This window comes from Metabacillus sp. RB-C-LZQ-3-1 (assembly GCF_058315175.1).
In genome coordinates this window covers 348,856-365,963 of record NZ_JBZFLI010000003.1, presented here as the reverse complement: position 1 = coordinate 365,963, position 17,108 = coordinate 348,856, and the positions used below count along the sequence as shown (strand labels likewise).

Sequence of the window (17,108 nt, the reverse complement as noted above, 5' to 3'; positions counted from 1 at the left end):
AACCTCAAGATAATTGAAGTTCCCAATACCAGTTATATTTTCTACCCTTTTTCAAAGCAAGAATCGTTTCAGCTGCAGCAAAAGCAGAAAAGGCTGCAGCTCCAACAACACCTAGAGTTAATGCTCCTGACAATACATAACTAAAGAACTTCATTTTATTCATTATTATTTCCTCCTGGTATTTGGTCTATTTACAATTGTTACTCTACTATTCAAAAGTGAAAATTAAGTGAAAATCATCAAATTAAACTTTTTAAACCGCAAAAAAGGACCTTCAAGTTCAAATTGAACTTGAAGGTCCTCATTTCTTAGTGATTTGCTACTTTATTTAATCCACCCGGTTTATTGTGAACAGCAATTTTTTCGAGTAACTGATTACTTTCTGTATTAACACCGATTAAATTCACTTTTACACCATTTTGATGATACTTAATCACCACTTTATCAATGGCACCTACAGCTGAATCATCCCATAGATGTGCATGTGTTAAATCTAAATCAATCTCTTTTACATTTTCCTTAAAGTCGAAACTCTCAACAAAATCAGTAACAGAGGCAAAGAATAATTGACCTGAAACACGGTATACTTTCTTTCCAGATCCGTCTGAAGATAAGCTTGTCACTTTCACCTTTGAGATTTTAGCCGCAAAGAAAATCGCACTTAAAAGGATCCCTACTAAAACACCTTTTGATAAATCATGAGTCATAATAACTGTTAAGACCGTTACGATCATTACTAATGTATCTGTTAATGGTACTTTATGGAGAGACCTTAATGACGACCAATCAAAAGTACCAATGGAAACCATAATCATAACGCCTACAAGTGCAGCCATCGGAATTTGTACAAGGAAATCATTTAACAATAGAATTAAAACCATTAGGAATACACCAGCTACTAATGTAGATAATCGTCCTCTTCCACCTGATTTAACATTAATTACAGACTGACCGATCATTGCACATCCAGCCATTCCTCCAAAGAATGCTGATACGATGTTTGCGATCCCCTGACCACGTGCTTCTTTATTCTTATCACTAGTAGTATCTGTCATATCATCAACAATTTGCGCCGTAAGTAAAGATTCTACTAACCCTACAATGGCAATCGATAAAGAATAAGGAAAAATAATTTGCAACGTTTCAAAGTTTAATGGAATATCCGGCAATAAAAACATAGGTAACGCTTGAGTTAATTCACCCATGTCCCCTACAGTTCGAACTCCACTGCCCGTCATTACCGCAATAATTGTAATCACAATAATTGCAACTAATGGTGATGGCACTGCCTTTGTAAAACGTGGTAAAATATAGATAATAGCTAAAGCACCAGCTACCATCGCATACATTGCCCATGATTCTCCCACAAAATGTGGTAATTGTGATGTAAAGATAAGAATAGCTAAGGCATTAACAAAACCTGTCATAACAGATCTAGGTACAAATTTCATTAATCTGCCTAATTTTAAAACACCCATAATAATCTGAAGAATACCCGTTAAGATTGTTGCTGCGAGTAAATATTGTAGTCCATAATCAGCAACTAACGTGACCATGATTAATGCGGTTGCACCTGTTGCTGCAGAAATCATTCCAGGACGTCCTCCAACAAAAGCAATTGTCACCGCAATACAAAAAGAAGCATACAATCCTACCATAGGATCTACTCCAGCAATAATCGAAAACGCAATAGCTTCAGGAATTAATGCAAGCGCAACGACAATACCTGCTAATACATCACCTTTGATGTTTCCAAACCATTCATATTTAATTGTAGTTGAATTCAAAAACGACACTCTCCCTTTTATTTTTTAGTTTATTTATGACTTTCAACTCTCATGAAAGTCGGGGCCGTTATTAACAACATGCATTATATACGGTTTTGTCATTTTTGTGAAACGTTATGTAAGCGATAACAACAATTGAATACTATCATTTTCTCTTAATATCTAGTACTATCAAATAAACATCATGAATTTATTAAAATGTGACATTTTCACTCTAGTAAATAATTCCTTGGAACAAAAAGTTGATAAGGGGGCTAATGATGTTTAAAAAAATCTTACTTGCTGCAGACGGATCCTTACATTCTTTGCGCGCAGCTGAAAAAGCGATAGAGATTGCAAAATTAAATCCTCATTCTTTTGTAGATGTGGTTTATGTTGTTGATGGGAAAACATCAAAAGAAGATGTTCTTCATAATTGGAATCAAATTGATACAGAGACCAAGCGAAGAAAGAAGATGGAAATGATCGAGAAAAAGGCTCAAAAGGATCATGTGAATTATGATGTAAAAATAATTCGAGGAGAACCTGGTCCAACAATCGTAAAGTTCGCTAATGATCATCAATATGATCTTGTCGTTATAGGTAGCCGCGGTTTAAATATGATGCAGGAAATGGTGCTTGGTAGTGTTAGCCATAAAGTTGCTAAGAGAGTAAAATGTCCTGTTTTGATTGTAAAATAAGCTGCCTAAGATATCATTAAAAAACTCCCAAATAGTTTTATTTAGGAGTTGTTACGTTTAATATCCTGTTTTCACCATTCTGATGAAGTCTTCAAGGGTATGCTCTTGAAGGATCATGATTCGAGGTAACTCTAATCGGTCACTTTGATCTGTACTAATTCCTCCACCTACTTTAAATGCACCTTTAAACCCTAATTCCTGAAGAACAGAAATTGTTTCTTCATTATAATTACCATACGGGTAAGCAAATACATTTGTTGTCTTACCTGTCAGTTCTTTTAATTCTATTGTTGCATTATTAATTTCAGAGTATTGCTCTTCTTTGCTTAAGCTAGCCAGGAAAGGATGAGTAACTGAATGGTTTTGAATATCAATGCCATTTTCCATCACTGTCAAGATCTCACTTGATGTCATATTCCAACTGCCATCTACCCAATCAGATACGGTAAATTGAGTTGCCTTCATCCCATACTTTTGTAAGATCGGATAAACATAAGGATAGAAATCATTTGAGTTGTCATCGAAGGTGAGGAGAATCGGTTTATTAGGCATAGCTGCTTTTCCATCAAGAATATTAAAATATTGCTTTATAGTTAATGTTCGATAACCATTTTCTTTTAAGTATGCCATATGCTTTTCAAATTCCGCTAAACTAAACTGCCAAGGATTTGTTGGATCAGGATTTGGCTTTACAACGTGATATAGTAAAACAGGAATTTCAATCGGATTTGATTTTGTTGCAGATGCTGTATGAGCAAAGGAGTGACTAGAGCCTATGACAAATAGAAATAAGAGAAGTATGGTTAATACTTTTTTCATTGAAAACATCCCCTCAAAAATTTTAATAAACCCTCGCCTTTAATCAATTGGTTTTTTAAGTAAATAAATAAATCTTAATTTCTCCAAAGCCTTTTTCCTTTATCAAAAATTATGAATTTTTACTACTATAAAAACCACCCTCCTTTTTTAAAAATGGATTAACCGCAAAAATGTAAGTGTTTACATTTTTGCGGTTAATCCCTGTTCACACTCAATAATTATAGGATAGAAAGTTAGTTTATACATCCAACAAACTAAGTGTTTTTATCTTTTTACAGTTTGGTAAATTTGGACTAAAAAAAATAGAATATTGTCGATACAAACTATAGTGAAAGTGCCTTAATCAGCCAACTGTAACAATTGAAAATTTTCCGCAAAACGAGTGCACTTTGTGGTATATTTCAAAAGCAAAAAAGCACTTCCCTTCTAACCAAATGAAAGTGCTAATTCACTCTATCATTTTTATTTAGTCTCTAGCGTCCATTTTTGAATTGTAAAGCACGCATTTTTTGATGCTGCAAATGTAATGGTTTCGTTATTTGGGGATGGAAAAATTCGTGAAGTAAACGTTTCTTGTCCAGCATTTATAAACATTTCTACCGATGAAGTATCAATATAGATCCGAAGTTCTGTAAGTTCGTTAAGTGAACATTGGCGTCTCTCCGTTGTACCATTGACATAGCTCTTTCTTTCAAACGTCATGACCTGTTCATCTGCTGAGTAGATGATTCTTCCTCCATCACTTATTGAGATTTCCAACCATCCCTCAGTTATTTCGATATCTTGAATAGTTAATTCCACTGACTTTCCGTGAATTCCGTAAAGTTCCTTCCACTCTTTTGTTAATTTCACAGAATGTGAAACAACTTCTCCACTTCTTAGTTTCTTTAGCTCATCAACAGGAACTTGATACACTTTCCCATTCACCAATTTCAATTCACGCGGCAACGTCATATTGTGAATCCATTTATATATTATCGTAGGGTGGTATTGTTCATTTTGGTCAGGTACACTCATCCAGCCAAAAAGGAGTCTTCTGCCTTGATCATCAATTGTTGTTTGCGGAGCATAAAAGTCAAAGCCACGATCAAGCTCATCGAACTCACCATGCTCGTAACCGCCAGTTTGAGGATTAAAATTTCCTATAACATAGCCGGCTTGGTATACATTTTGGTACCTCATACCTTGTGATTCTAAGCCCTGCGGTGAAAAGACGAGTATATCTTTTCCCTCAAGGTGAAATAAGTCTGGGCATTCAAACATATACCCAAATTTATCAAGCTTCCCTTTTCCGCCACCGGCTAATACTCCAGCATACGTCCACTCTAATAAATCTTTAGACTGAAACAAGACAACTGCACCTTTTGAGTTTTCTGTCTGAGCTCCAATTACCATGAAATAGGTATTCTCTTGCTTCCAAACCTTTGGATCTCGAAAATGAGCAGTGAACCCTTCAGGTAGATAAACAAGAGGACCTTTTTTATTAAAATGAATTCCATCTTCAGAAATCGCTAAACATTGGTATGTTTCACGGTTTCCTTGTTCATCTTTTACATTCCCCGTATAAAAGGCATATATTTTCCCATCGTTCTCAATGGCACTTCCTGAATAACAGCCATTTTTTTCATACCACTCTGAAGGTGTTAATGCAATGCTTTCATGCTGCCAGTCTACTAAATCTTTTGATGAATAATGTCCCCAAAACTTTGCTCCATGACCTGTTTTGAATGGCATCCATTGATAAAATAGATGATATACTCCATTTACCTGGATAAATCCATTTGGATCATTTAATAGCCCGACTGGAGGCATAAGGTGATAGGTCAATCGATATGGATCCTGTTCTACAAGATGTCTATGTTTTTCAATCTCTTCATACGCTTCTTGGCGTAATTGTTCATCCCTTGTCACGTTTATTCCACCTGCTTACTTGTACTTTTTAAAGGAAAGGGTTGACCCTTACATTCAAAGCCAACCCATTTTTTCTTATTTAGACTCTTCTTTCCACCCTAATAATAACGTGGAAATGAAGGCACCAACTACTGCAATGATAAATCCAATTCCGTAATTAATAGGATCTTGCACGATCGCAAACTGAGGGATTCCTGTTAACCCGATTCCATTGGCCATGACTTGAGTGAAAACAACATATGCTCCGCCAAGTGCTCCACCGATCGCTGCTCCAATAAACGGACGTCGATATTTTAAGTTTACCCCGAAGATAGCCGGCTCTGTAATCCCAAGAAACGTAGAAACTGCCGCTGGTAAAGCAATTTCCTTCGTTTTGCTATTTTTTGTTTTGAAGAAAACAGCAAGGACAGCTCCACCTTGAGCAACGTTTGCCATTGCCCAGATCGGTAACAGATAGTTTCCACCAACATTTAATAACTCAGCTTCAATTGCATGGAAGCTATGATGAACACCTGTTAATACAATTGTTGAATATAAACCACCGAATAATAGGCCTGCAATCGGTCCAGCCGAGTTATACACAACGTCTAACACCGTAGTAATCCCGTTTCCTAGCACTCTTCCTAAAGGACCAATGACTAGCAAAGCAACAAATCCTGTGAAAATTACTGTTAAGAATGGTGTTACAAGTAAATCAATCACATTTGGAATGACTTTTCTTAAGCCCTTTTCAATTTGCGCCATAATATAAACAGTCAACAAAACAGGGATGACTGTTCCTTGGTACCCCAGCATTTCCACACCAAAGCCAAAGAAATCAAGTGTAGATGGCTCAGCATTAGATAATCCCCATGGATTTAGTAAGTTAGGGTGTATCATAATTCCCCCTATTACAGCCCCAAGATAACCATTTGCTCCGAATTCCTTCGCTGCACTAAATCCGATTAAAATAGGCAAAATAATAAACGCAGCAGATGAAAACATATCTAGCATGACGAATAATCCGCTTTCAGGGTCTACCCAGTTATACGTTTTCATTAATCCTAAAAGCCCCATTAACATACCTGCTGCAACAATCGCAGGTATGATTGGCACAAAAATGTTTGATAATGTACGAGCGAAACGAGCAAACGGATTCATCTTACGCTTTGCTGCGTCTCCATGTGATTCACTTTTATTTGAATTATTTTCTTCCATTGAAACACCAACTAATGGTGCAAAGTGTTGATATACTTTATTCACTGTTCCCGTTCCAAAAATGATTTGAAACTGACCTGAGCTCGAGAAAGCTCCTTTTACACCATTTAATTCTTCAATGGCATTTTTGTCTATTTGACTTTCATCTTCAATCACAAGACGAAGACGAGTTGCACAATGAGCTGCACTAATTACATTGTTTTTACCGCCAAGCTTCGTAACAAGCTCTTCGGCTACTTCACGATGATTCATGTTGAATTCCTCCCTATCTTGCATGTAAAATCTTTCCGATAAACAACAAAAAGACCTAAAATATATAAGGAAAAATAGGTAGCAAAGAGCGAGATGATCTACCTATATCATCTTATATATTCTAGGTCTTGCCTGCATTATCAGTCACAATCCTACATATGAAATTGTTTGAATGAGTAAATTTTATAATAGTCATATGGAAACGTCAACAATAAAATTCAAATTTCGACAGTTATTATATTAAACGTTGAATATGGATCGCAATATATGCAATTTCAGATGATGGAAAAGCAATCTCATATTCCTCACTTAAATAATCTAATATTTTCTTTGAATATTCATAAGCCCTTTTATACTTTTCTTGTATAAGCTCCAGCATATCTTGATCGATAGGTTCAAACTGCTCTCCCTGTTGAATACGATTCAGGGCAAATCGAAGATGTGTGATTAGTCTTTGATAATTAATTGAAGATTCCTCAATCTTTTCACCAATATATGATTCAACCTGTTGGACAAAATCACTTAAAATAGAGGCTTGTTTTAAGGACTCACTCATCGATGGTGCATCCATTTTCGCTGTATGAATATGAAGAGCAATATGAGCGACTTCATCCTCCGGTATGTCGATCCCAAGTTTTTTCTTGATCTCTTCCTTTGCCCACAGCCCGATCTCGTACTCTTTTTTATAGAGCATCTTAATTTCGTTTACAAGCTTATTTTTAATTGGAATTCCTTGTTGGATTCTTTCCAAAGCAAAGGATAGATGGTCGGTTAAGGCAATATGAATATGATCACTTAAAGGTGCACTTAAATGGCCTTCCGCATAACTGATAATGCTTTCAGCCAGTTCAATATGTAACTCTGGTAATGTAGATAGTAATTGTTGAAACTTTTCAGATGAAGATTCACGTAAAATAAAGATTTTTTCTATTTTGCTTTTAGGGACAATATCGTTTCTTTGTTTTTGAAACGCTATTCCAGGGCCCATCACAATTTTTTCCTGTGGTCCGTCTATTACAACCACTGCATTGTTGTTTAGTATTCTAAAGATCCGCATATATGTCCTCCGAACAATTAATAAACATATATTAGCATTAATAAAGCAAATATTGTAGAAGCTGTTATCAGAAAAGCATAAGGCGAGTAGAAATAGAAGGTGTTCTTTACCTTCAATTCCTACTTGACTTATGACTCGAGGCAGTTATTAACAGGAATTCAACCGCCATAATGTATTTGTACTCCTGACTTCGCCGATGGCGCCTGGAGCTAGACACCAAAACTAAGCACAAAATTTTATGCTTTCTTACCTTTTAAAAAAGCGCAAGATGATCCTCTTATTCTAATATATTTATTTTGACATCACATGTACCCGATATTCATTTGGAGTTAATCCGACTAGCTTTTTAAACACTTTACTGAAATATTTTTCATTTTGATATCCAACTTTGTATGAAACTTCATATACCTTTAAATGCGGGTTTTCTAAAAGCTCTTTTGCTTTTTCAATTCTTATTTTCGTTAAATAGTTTGTTAATGTTTCATGATATTCTTGCTTGAACTTTCTAGAAATATATTCCCGACTTAAAAAAAATCGTTCCGCAATTTCCTGTAGCGTAATATCCTTCTCATAGTTTTTTCGTAAGAATGCTTCGATCTCTTGAATGCTGCTTGTTTCTTTTTTATACCTCACATCATTCAATTGATGGATTAATTCATAAAATTCCTTTCGCTTCTCTGCTTTAAACTTATCAAATGAGAATAACCCTTTTTCATCCCAATAATTCGTCCCTTTGTAAAAAGTCACATCTTCATTCGTGTTATATTCTTTCAACCAGTTTTTTCTTAGTATTTCAAACTGCTCTTCCCATACTCTCACTTGCTCGTATGATAAAACATGTTTTGATTCAAGGATATAAAAAATCTTTTGAATAATTTCTTCCATTTGCTCAATATTACTACTTTGGATAGCCCATTTGATATCTTCGGCGAAATCGAATAAATGGAGAAGAGGGCCTGAAGTAATGTCTTGATAACATACGATATTGCCACTCTTAGGACATTCAATCATATTATGTTTAAATAAAGTTTTTCGAGCTGAGTTATAGGCTTCTTTTATTGACGACAAAGGCTTACCAACTGAAAATAAAACATTAATACTGCTAAATTTATAGATTTCCATTTGTATTTTTTTAAGGATTTCTATTTCATTTTTGCTATTCCATAAAAGAACGACAATTTCATTTTCTTCATTTACATTCCGAAAGCAAAAGCCTCTTTGTTTGGAGCGAACAATTTCATTGGATATATTTAACAAGGTGAAAAAGGCTAAATTTTTATCACCATCAAACTTCTCGATGATATTAGGGCTGATAAATATTAAAGAGATTGTACACTCCAAATCATTTAAATCAACCCCAAATTCCTTATTAATTTTTTGAACCGTTTCACTTGAAATAGCTTGATTCGATACAACATTCGAAAAAATATGATCCCAATAAAGAGGTTTCACCTCATTTATAACTCTAGTTGTTTCGATTGTTGACTCTCTTTTAAGAGCTTCCCTTTTCCAATCTAATACCGCTCTTTCTAATGTCTCATTAAGTAAACTAGGGTCAATCGGTTTTAATAAATAATCATAGCTTCCATATGTTATTGCATTTCTCATATAATGAAAATCATCGTAGCCGCTGATAACAATAATTTTACTTGTTATTTCATTTTTATTAAGCCATTTTAATAGTTCGATTCCATCAAACCTTGGCATATTCATATCTGTAAATATAATTTCCGGCTGATGCTTGATAATCAGATTTTTTGCATCTTCTCCGTCCTTTGCCTCAAACACTTCTTGAATACCAAACCTCTTCCATTCTGCTAATAAAAGCAGTCCTTCTCTCACATGTGTTTCATCGTCAATTATGATTGCTTTCATTTCATGAACCTCCCGATTCTACTGGAAGCTTTATCGTAACCATAGTTCCTCCGTCTTCATGATTCTCTATTAAAAATGATGCTTGTTCACCAAAATAGAGCTTCAAACGTAAGTAAACATTCCTTAATCCTATATTTTTACCACTTAGCTTATTTTGCGGATCTTGGTTTAACGACTGATAAATTTCGTTAAGTCTCGTTTCTGTTATTCCATTTCCATTGTCGTGAACTGTCATTACCAGATGATTTCGATCTCTTTTTACAATAATCGCTAAATGACCAATCCTATCATTGCTTCGATCAAAGCCATGCTTAAAATAGTTTTCGATTATTGGCTGAAGAATCATCTTTGGAACCGTTATAAATAAATCTTCTTTATCAAATTGTAATGTATACTCAAATTCGTCTCCGAACCTTTCTTTTTGAAGCAATAAAAAGGCTTTTGTATAATCAATTTCCTTTGTTAAAGGAACAAGATCCTCATCAATATTCATCCCATATCTCATAATCTTCGAAAGATGGGTAACAAGGGTATAAACCTGTGGGACATTATTTTTTAATGCCAAAGTTCCGATGGACTGCAAGGCATTATATAAAAAATGAGGATTTAACTGCGACTGTAATGCCTTTAGCTGATTTGTTTTATTTTCAATCTCCAGTTTATATTCGCGATTAATAAGATGATTAATCTTTGCGATCATTTCTTTAAAACGCTCACCAAGAGTACCGATTTCATCGTTTCCAAGTGAATCAAACTGTACGTTCATATTCCCATTTTCAACCTGTTTTATATTTTGTAATAATACCCGAATTGGCGAGGTGATTTTAAATGATACAAACAAAGTAGCCATGATGACAAGTATTAACCCAATTACACCAAAAAGTATATTGATTTTAGCCACACTTAATGCACTTTCAAATACGGATGTAAATGGAATTCTTTTTACCAATATCCAACCGCCGGATGATTCATCAAGGGTTTCATAAATCATTAAACCGTGAAACGAATCCTTTTTCCATTCCATCATTCCATTTGGTTCGTTATTCTTGATTAAGCTTGTAATCCATTGTTGGTTCTCATTTACTTCATTGTTGGAGCGAAAAATCAATTCTCCTTCAGGACTTAATATATAAAATTCCTCTCTATCTTTAACATATAGCTTCTCTGCAATTCCTAGAAGGTGCTCTGAGTTGATGTCAAGTGAAATATATCCTAGCAAATCGTCTGACGGCACATCGATTAAAGCACGGTGCAAAGTAAACATATCTTTTTTTCTTTTTGAATTCTCGCTTATATTCTCTTCTTGTAAAACTTCCATCGGCTCAATATGAATACGATAAGGATTGTTTAATGCCTTTTCATACATATCTTTATTTTGATTTTTATTTAATGAGGAAAAGACAACAGCTGATTTTTTTGATACAGAAACATTATGCTGATCATCCATAAGTGCAATGTTCACTCTATTGATGTTCTCTTCAGCATAAAGAATCGTTAAAATAACACTTTTAAAGCTTTCTTTTGCAAGATAATCCTTGTCGAAATCAGGATTATTCCGCATGTACCTCATAAAATCAATATTATTATAAAATGATAACGTTAAATTTTTAAGTTCCCCCATATAACCTTCAATGTTTAACTTCCCTTGGTAAAGGAGATTGACGTTCTCCTTTACAAATTCATCTTTTAATGATTCTTTCGTATAAAAGAAAGTGATCACAATTGAAGTTCCAAATGGAACAATGGTAATGAGTAATAAAAGAACAATTAGCTTGTTTCTTATGCTTGTTTTTTTCACAGGGGAACCTCCTAACTTTTTGACTGTAACCACTATTATAGGTGAAAAAGCATGCCTATGATAGACATGCTTTTTCAGGGTTATTATTTCATATTATCCCAAGTTGCTTGGAATTTTTCTAATGCTTGTTCGTAAGTAATCTTACCTGCAGCATATTCCTGGATTGTAGCTGCAAATTCTTTGTTTGCCCCATCTGGCCATCTGAACCAGTTCCAAGAAATTGTTTTTTCTTCTTTAGAGTATTCTAGGATTGATTGACCTAAGTCACCTAAACCAGAAGCTTCAATGTTATCGAATGCTGGAATGAAGGCAAATTCTTCCGTGATATAACGTTTACCAGTTTCAGAAGATACCATCCAGTTTAAGAAAGTTTTTGCTTCTTCTAAGTGCTCAGAGTTTTTGTTTAATACCCAGTTATTTGGAACACCTACTGGTAATGCATCAGCACCTGCTTCATCATTTAATGGGATTGGTAAGAAGCCCATATTAATTTCAGGGTTGATTTCAGTAATCATGTTTTCAGTCCAGTTACCTTGTTGCAGCATTGCTGCTTCACCTGATGCAAATAATGTTACTTGAGTGTTGTAGTCAGTCGTAATTGGGTTACCTACTGCATTTTTCACTTCTAGATCAATAATATCTTTAAATTGTGTGAATTTCTCGTTACCAACAAATTTTTCAGAACCATCGTTTAAACCTGCAATAAAGCTTTCTGGATCATCTTGTTGTGCAAATGGAATATTCATTAAATGTTGACCAATTACCCACCACTCGCCATAACCAGCTGAGAATGCTTTAATTCCAGCAGCTTCAAGTTTTTTTACAGCATCTTTTAATTCAGATAACGTTTTTGGTGTTTCTGTAATCCCTGCTTTTTCAAATAAATCTTTGTTATAAATAAATCCATATCCTTCAAGGTTTACTGGCATACCATATAACTTACCATCTTCATCTGTCGTTGGAACTTTACCAATAGGAAGTACATGCTCTGCCCACGGTTCATTTGATAGATCTGCTAAATGCTCTTTCCATAGCTCAAGCTCTTTAAATCCACCGTTGTTAAAAATATCTGGCTCTTCACCTGATGCAAACTTAGCTTTTAAAGCTGCACCATAATCTGCTCCACCACCAACAGTTTCAAGTTTTACTTTGATATTTGGATGCTCCGCTTCAAATTCTTTGATCATTTCTTGAAGCTGATCAGCTATTTCAACTTTAAATTGGAATAAGTTTAATGTTACAACTTCCCCATCACCTGAACCTTCTTTCTTTCCTTCAGATGAGCTTTCTTGGCTACCTGAATTACATCCAGCCAAGATACCTAAAACTAATAATAATGACATTCCTAAAAGCATAAGCTTTTTCATGAATAATAGACCTCCCTAATGTTATCTTTTTAATTTTATATGAATCTCATGGCTAGGCTACTAGCCATGAAATTATATACTGCTTAAGTTAAGAATCTATTTAATAGATCCTGCAGCAATTCCTTTAATAATGTGTTTTTGCAAGAATAGGAAGAATACAATAATTGGTGCTATACCTAATACTAATGCCGCAAGTCCCATATCCCACTGTTTTGTATATTGAGCAAAGAAAGAACTTGTCGCTAACGGAATTGTTCTTAATTCTGCATCTTGCAACACAAGTAATGGCAGAAGGTAATCATTCCAAATCCATAATGTATTCAGGATGATAACGGTTACAGTTATTGGCTTTAATAATGGGAAAACGATTCTCCAAAACACGCCAAATTGTGTACATCCATCTACTCTAGCGGATTCTTCAATTTCCATTGGAATTGTTTTGACAAAGCCATGGTATAGGAAGAGTGATAGTGAAACCCCAAAGCCAAAATACATAATAACAATACCAGGTATACTATTCATAATTCCAAGTGTTCCACCTAATTTCATTAATGGAATCATTACCGTTTGGAATGGAATAACCATCGCTGAGACAAAAAAGATAAATAAAATTTTACTTAGCCTCCCTGGCGTTCTCACCATTTTCCATGCTGCCATAGAACTAATGACAACAATTCCTGCAATACTAAACACAGTGATAATAAGAGAATTTAGAAAAGCATCTTGGAAGCTGAGAATATCCCAAACCTTAGTATAGTTACTAAATAAGATTTCTTTCGGTAAAGCTGCGGCATCAATTAATATCTCTGAAAACCCTTTTACTGAATTGATTAAAACAAAGTAAAATGGCACTAAGAAAATTAAGGCAAGCATAATGGCAATGATCTCAAGTACAAATGTGCCCTTTGTATAACCTTTATTCATTATGCTTCAACCTCCTTCTTCTTTGTAAATGTTACTTGAAGTGTTGTAAACACGGCTACTACGATAAAGAATAGGATAGATTTTGCTGTTCCTAGACCATATCTATTGTTCATAAATGCTTCCTGGTAAATATTAATGGCAACAGATTCTGTTGAATTAAATGGACCACCGCCAGTTAGCGATAGATTTAAGTCAAAGATTTTAAATGCCATTGAAATCGTTAAGAAGAAACAAATCGTGAACGCAGGTAAAATTAATGGAATAATGATCTTAGTTAACAATGACCAATTCGTTGCACCATCCATTTTTGCTGCCTCTAATAGGGAAGTATCAACCCCTTGCAGTGCTGCAATATAAATAACCATCATGTAACCACTAATCTGCCAAGCAAAAACGATCACAATGCCCCAGAACGCTGTTGCTTCATCCCCTAACCAAGGTAATTTAAAGAATCCAATGTCGGTCATGTTTCCAATTGATGCGAATCCTTTAACAAAGATAAACTGCCAGATAAATCCAAGAAGGAGTCCTCCGATTACGTTTGGAATAAAAAATACAGTTCGTAAAATATTCTTTGTTTTTAATGCAGCATTTAGTAATAAAGCAAAACCAAATCCTATGATATTACTTATTAAAACGGCTGCAAACATAAATTTTGTTGTAAAGAGAAATGAATTAAAGAACTTTTGATCATCCGTAAAGATTTTCACATAGTTATCTAACCCAACCCATTCAACAGCTGAACTAACACCGTTCCATGATGTGAAGGAATAATAAACCCCCATAAAAAATGGAATGATTTGAATTAAAATAAAAAATAAGATTGCTGGTCCAACAAACGCAGCGTACCCTAAAGCCTTTTTCAATTTAGTTTTTTTACTGGTTTGTATTTGTTGTTTCACATACGTTTCTTTTGTTGCCAATGTATTTGTATTTGCTTTGGCACTCACTTCATCAACACCACCTAGTACTTTTGTAATCGCTCGCTTTGATTATAAAGCGTTTTCAAGGTAGGTACTATAAACTGTATTGACTAAAATGGTGCACTATTTTGATCTTTGTTAATTCTGTATACTAAGATCCCCACTAGATTGTAGTCAATTTTACTTATTAAAAACCTCCATTAAATAAAAACAGCTGCATTATGAAGCAGCTGTTGTGTCAGTAATTTTTTCAGTTTTATCAATAACGGCCGTTCCGACCAAATCTCCAGTAACATTCAAGGAGGTGGCACCCATACCTATAAGAGCATCTACCGCAGTAAGGAGTCCAACCACTTCTAACGGTAATCCAAGTTGAGCAAAGACGGTGGCTATCATAATAATACCAGCTCCAGGTACTCCAGCGGTACCAATTGATGCTAATGTCCCAATTAACACAATTTGTGCCATCTCAGGAAATCCTAAAGATAATCCGGTCATATTTGCTGCAAACACCGCAGATACCGCTATTCTTATTGATGCCCCATCCATATTGATCGTTGCACCAAGCGGCAGACTAAAACCATATAAAGATCTAGATATCCCTAAGTTCTTTGCAGCATTTAAAGTTAATGGAAGTGTTCCTGTACTACTTTGTGTTACGAATGCTGTTATCATCGGTGTTCTAGCCTGTGAAAAGAACTGTCTAAGTGGTACCTTTGAAAGTAGTAACACAATTATATATAGTCCAAATTGAACAAGGAGAGCAATATAAAGCACTCCAACCATACCACCTAATGATGCCAATGTATCGAATCCAGTCGTCCCAACAGTTTGTGCAATAATTGCAAAAATACCAATTGGGAGGTATTGTAAAATAGCCTTCATCACAATAAGGGCTAGCTCATTAAGTGCCCTGATGCCTCCATATAAGGTTTCTCCTAATTCAGAGAACTCATTTATAGTTCTGATATAGGAAAGGGCCATTCCAAACACAATGGCTGTAAAGATTATGCCTAAAAGATTCATCTCTGTAAAAGCTGTTACAATATTTGTAGGTACAATATTAAGTAATACACTTGTAAAACCAGGATTTTCGGGAACCTCTACTTTATCTCCTAACCCAAGAGATATACCGCTGCCTGTTTTAAACAAATTAGCAACCAATAACCCCAAGATAATGGCAATACCAGAAGTCACAATATAGTACACAAATATTTTTCCACCCATACTACCAAGAGATGATAATTTAGTCTGGTTCACACCAACAATTAACGTAAAAAAGATTAATGGAAGAATAATAAAATTCAATAAGCGCATTAACAAAGCTCCAAGCGGCTCTAAAACAACTACTTGTTCTCCAAACACTAATCCTGTTATAATTCCAAGGATTAATGCCATTGTTATTTTTATAGCAAGGGAAAGATTCAGATATCCATTCCACAAACGGTTCATCAATTTAGCCTCCTCTACTCAATATCCTATATCCCAATAAGTTTACTTGGTATTATACTAAACTAAAATAATGCATTTTCTTTAGTTTGTCAAAAGTACTGCTTAATGATGGATGTGGGTTATTTACTGTAAATAAAAACTTCCTCATAATGAGGAAGCTCTCAAAATTATTTTTTCATTTGTTTACTATTTCAATCTCTGTTATTCTATGATATTTATCTAACTCGATTGTATCACTTTCATTTGTTATTACCTTTACTTGATCTAGTTCAGCAAACTTCGCAAAGGATACTTCACCAAATTTCGTATGGTCAGCTAAAACAAAGGTCTCTCTTGACAAAGAAATCGCCCTTTCTTTTATTTGTGCCTCATCAGGATCTGGGGTTGTTAATCCTAACTCATAGTGGATGGCATTTGTTCCAATAAAACATTTATCGAAACGGTAATTTTTAATACTTTCGTATGCATCACGACCGATCGTTGCTTTCGTAACCTTTTTTACATAACCGCCAATGAGATAGGTTGTAATATCTTCTTCCAGCAAGGCATTCAGGTGATCAGTCCCATTTGTAACAACAACAATATCTTTCTGTTTTAAATATCGGATCATCTGAAAGGTTGTTGTACCAGCATCTAAATAAATACAATCACCATCCAACACTAATTGTGCTGCATACTGTGCAATACTCTCTTTTTCTTCTAGATTTTTTGTTGTCTTCTCTAAAACACTCGGCTCAGATCGCTTTTGTTGCAGCAGTGATGCTCCACCATGAACACGTTTTAAATAGTTCTGCTTTTCTAATTGATCAAGATCACGTCTTAACGTAGATTCAGAAGTTGAAGTTAATTCTACAAGTTCTTGTATTTTGACATTTTCCTTTTCTTTCAATACATCTAATATAAGTTTATGTCGTTCCGAAATTAGCAAGCCGTTTCCTCCTGGATCTTATTCATCTATCTCGTTATCCTATAACGAATGTCTTATCATGATTCTAGTATATAAAAAATGCTCGGGAAATGCATATTAGAAAAAGATTGCTATTGAATAGTAAAAAAGTATAAGGAG

The 17,108-nt window shown here is 34.8% G+C and carries 14 protein-coding genes; 1 reads left to right on the top strand and 13 read right to left on the bottom strand.

The features are described 5' to 3' along the window. Window positions 1–4: 4 nt before the first annotated feature. Entirely contained in the window at window positions 5–163 is a 159-nt protein-coding gene (locus AC4GZ8_RS07110) for a hypothetical protein (RefSeq protein ID WP_491081119.1), read from the bottom strand. A gap of 145 nt (window positions 164–308) precedes the next feature. Beyond that, window positions 309–1,787, bottom strand: coding sequence for a SulP family inorganic anion transporter (locus AC4GZ8_RS07105; RefSeq protein ID WP_491081118.1), 1,479 nt, complete (start codon window positions 1,785–1,787; stop codon window positions 309–311). 260 nt (window positions 1,788–2,047) lie between these two features. On the opposite strand from AC4GZ8_RS07105, the gene AC4GZ8_RS07100 reads away from it, so the two are divergent. Next, the gene (locus AC4GZ8_RS07100) at window positions 2,048–2,467 is read left to right on the top strand and encodes a universal stress protein (RefSeq protein WP_491081117.1); all 420 of its coding nucleotides are present in this window, start codon (window positions 2,048–2,050) and stop codon (window positions 2,465–2,467) included. A 57-nt stretch (window positions 2,468–2,524) separates the two neighbouring features. Here the strand turns inward: AC4GZ8_RS07100 and AC4GZ8_RS07095 are convergent, their stop codons facing one another. The 11 genes from AC4GZ8_RS07095 to AC4GZ8_RS07045 all read right to left on the bottom strand — a co-directional run bounded on the left by AC4GZ8_RS07095 (window position 2,525) and on the right by AC4GZ8_RS07045 (window position 16,970). After that, a complete protein-coding gene (locus AC4GZ8_RS07095) occupies window positions 2,525–3,286 on the bottom strand; it encodes a polysaccharide deacetylase family protein (RefSeq protein WP_491081116.1) in 762 nt (253 codons plus the stop codon). A gap of 462 nt (window positions 3,287–3,748) precedes the next feature. After that, complete coding sequence (locus tag AC4GZ8_RS07090; RefSeq protein WP_491081208.1) at window positions 3,749–5,203, bottom strand: glycoside hydrolase family 32 protein; 1,455 nt, start codon at window positions 5,201–5,203, stop codon at window positions 3,749–3,751. Between the two features lie 69 nt (window positions 5,204–5,272). Continuing rightward, window positions 5,273–6,646: a sucrose-specific PTS transporter subunit IIBC gene (locus AC4GZ8_RS07085; RefSeq protein ID WP_491081115.1), complete on the bottom strand. Its 1,374-nt coding sequence runs from the start codon at window positions 6,644–6,646 to the stop codon at window positions 5,273–5,275. 235 nt (window positions 6,647–6,881) lie between these two features. After that, window positions 6,882–7,703 carry a PRD domain-containing protein gene (locus tag AC4GZ8_RS07080; RefSeq protein ID WP_491081114.1) on the bottom strand — a complete coding sequence of 274 codons (822 nt, stop codon included), beginning with the start codon at window positions 7,701–7,703 and terminating at the stop codon, window positions 6,882–6,884. A gap of 291 nt (window positions 7,704–7,994) precedes the next feature. Then, window positions 7,995–9,578, bottom strand: coding sequence for a response regulator transcription factor (locus AC4GZ8_RS07075; RefSeq protein WP_491081113.1), 1,584 nt, complete (start codon window positions 9,576–9,578; stop codon window positions 7,995–7,997). Between the two features lies 1 nt (window position 9,579). After that, window positions 9,580–11,376, bottom strand: coding sequence for a sensor histidine kinase (locus tag AC4GZ8_RS07070; protein WP_491081112.1), 1,797 nt, complete (start codon window positions 11,374–11,376; stop codon window positions 9,580–9,582). Window positions 11,377–11,459: 83 nt separating this feature from the next. Next, complete coding sequence (locus tag AC4GZ8_RS07065) at window positions 11,460–12,743, bottom strand: ABC transporter substrate-binding protein (RefSeq protein ID WP_491081110.1); 1,284 nt, start codon at window positions 12,741–12,743, stop codon at window positions 11,460–11,462. A gap of 96 nt (window positions 12,744–12,839) precedes the next feature. Then, window positions 12,840–13,667, bottom strand: coding sequence for a carbohydrate ABC transporter permease (locus AC4GZ8_RS07060; protein ID WP_491081109.1), 828 nt, complete (start codon window positions 13,665–13,667; stop codon window positions 12,840–12,842). Continuing rightward, window positions 13,667–14,557, bottom strand: a complete 891-nt coding sequence (locus AC4GZ8_RS07055) for a carbohydrate ABC transporter permease (protein WP_491081207.1) — start codon at window positions 14,555–14,557, stop codon at window positions 13,667–13,669. Before AC4GZ8_RS07055 ends, AC4GZ8_RS07060 begins: the two co-directional genes overlap by 1 nt. A 252-nt stretch (window positions 14,558–14,809) precedes the next feature. Continuing rightward, the gene (locus tag AC4GZ8_RS07050; protein ID WP_491081108.1) at window positions 14,810–16,042 is read right to left on the bottom strand and encodes a dicarboxylate/amino acid:cation symporter; all 1,233 of its coding nucleotides are present in this window, start codon (window positions 16,040–16,042) and stop codon (window positions 14,810–14,812) included. Between the two features lie 175 nt (window positions 16,043–16,217). Then, window positions 16,218–16,970: a DeoR/GlpR family DNA-binding transcription regulator gene (locus AC4GZ8_RS07045; protein WP_491081107.1), complete on the bottom strand. Its 753-nt coding sequence runs from the start codon at window positions 16,968–16,970 to the stop codon at window positions 16,218–16,220. Window positions 16,971–17,108 lie beyond the last annotated feature (138 nt).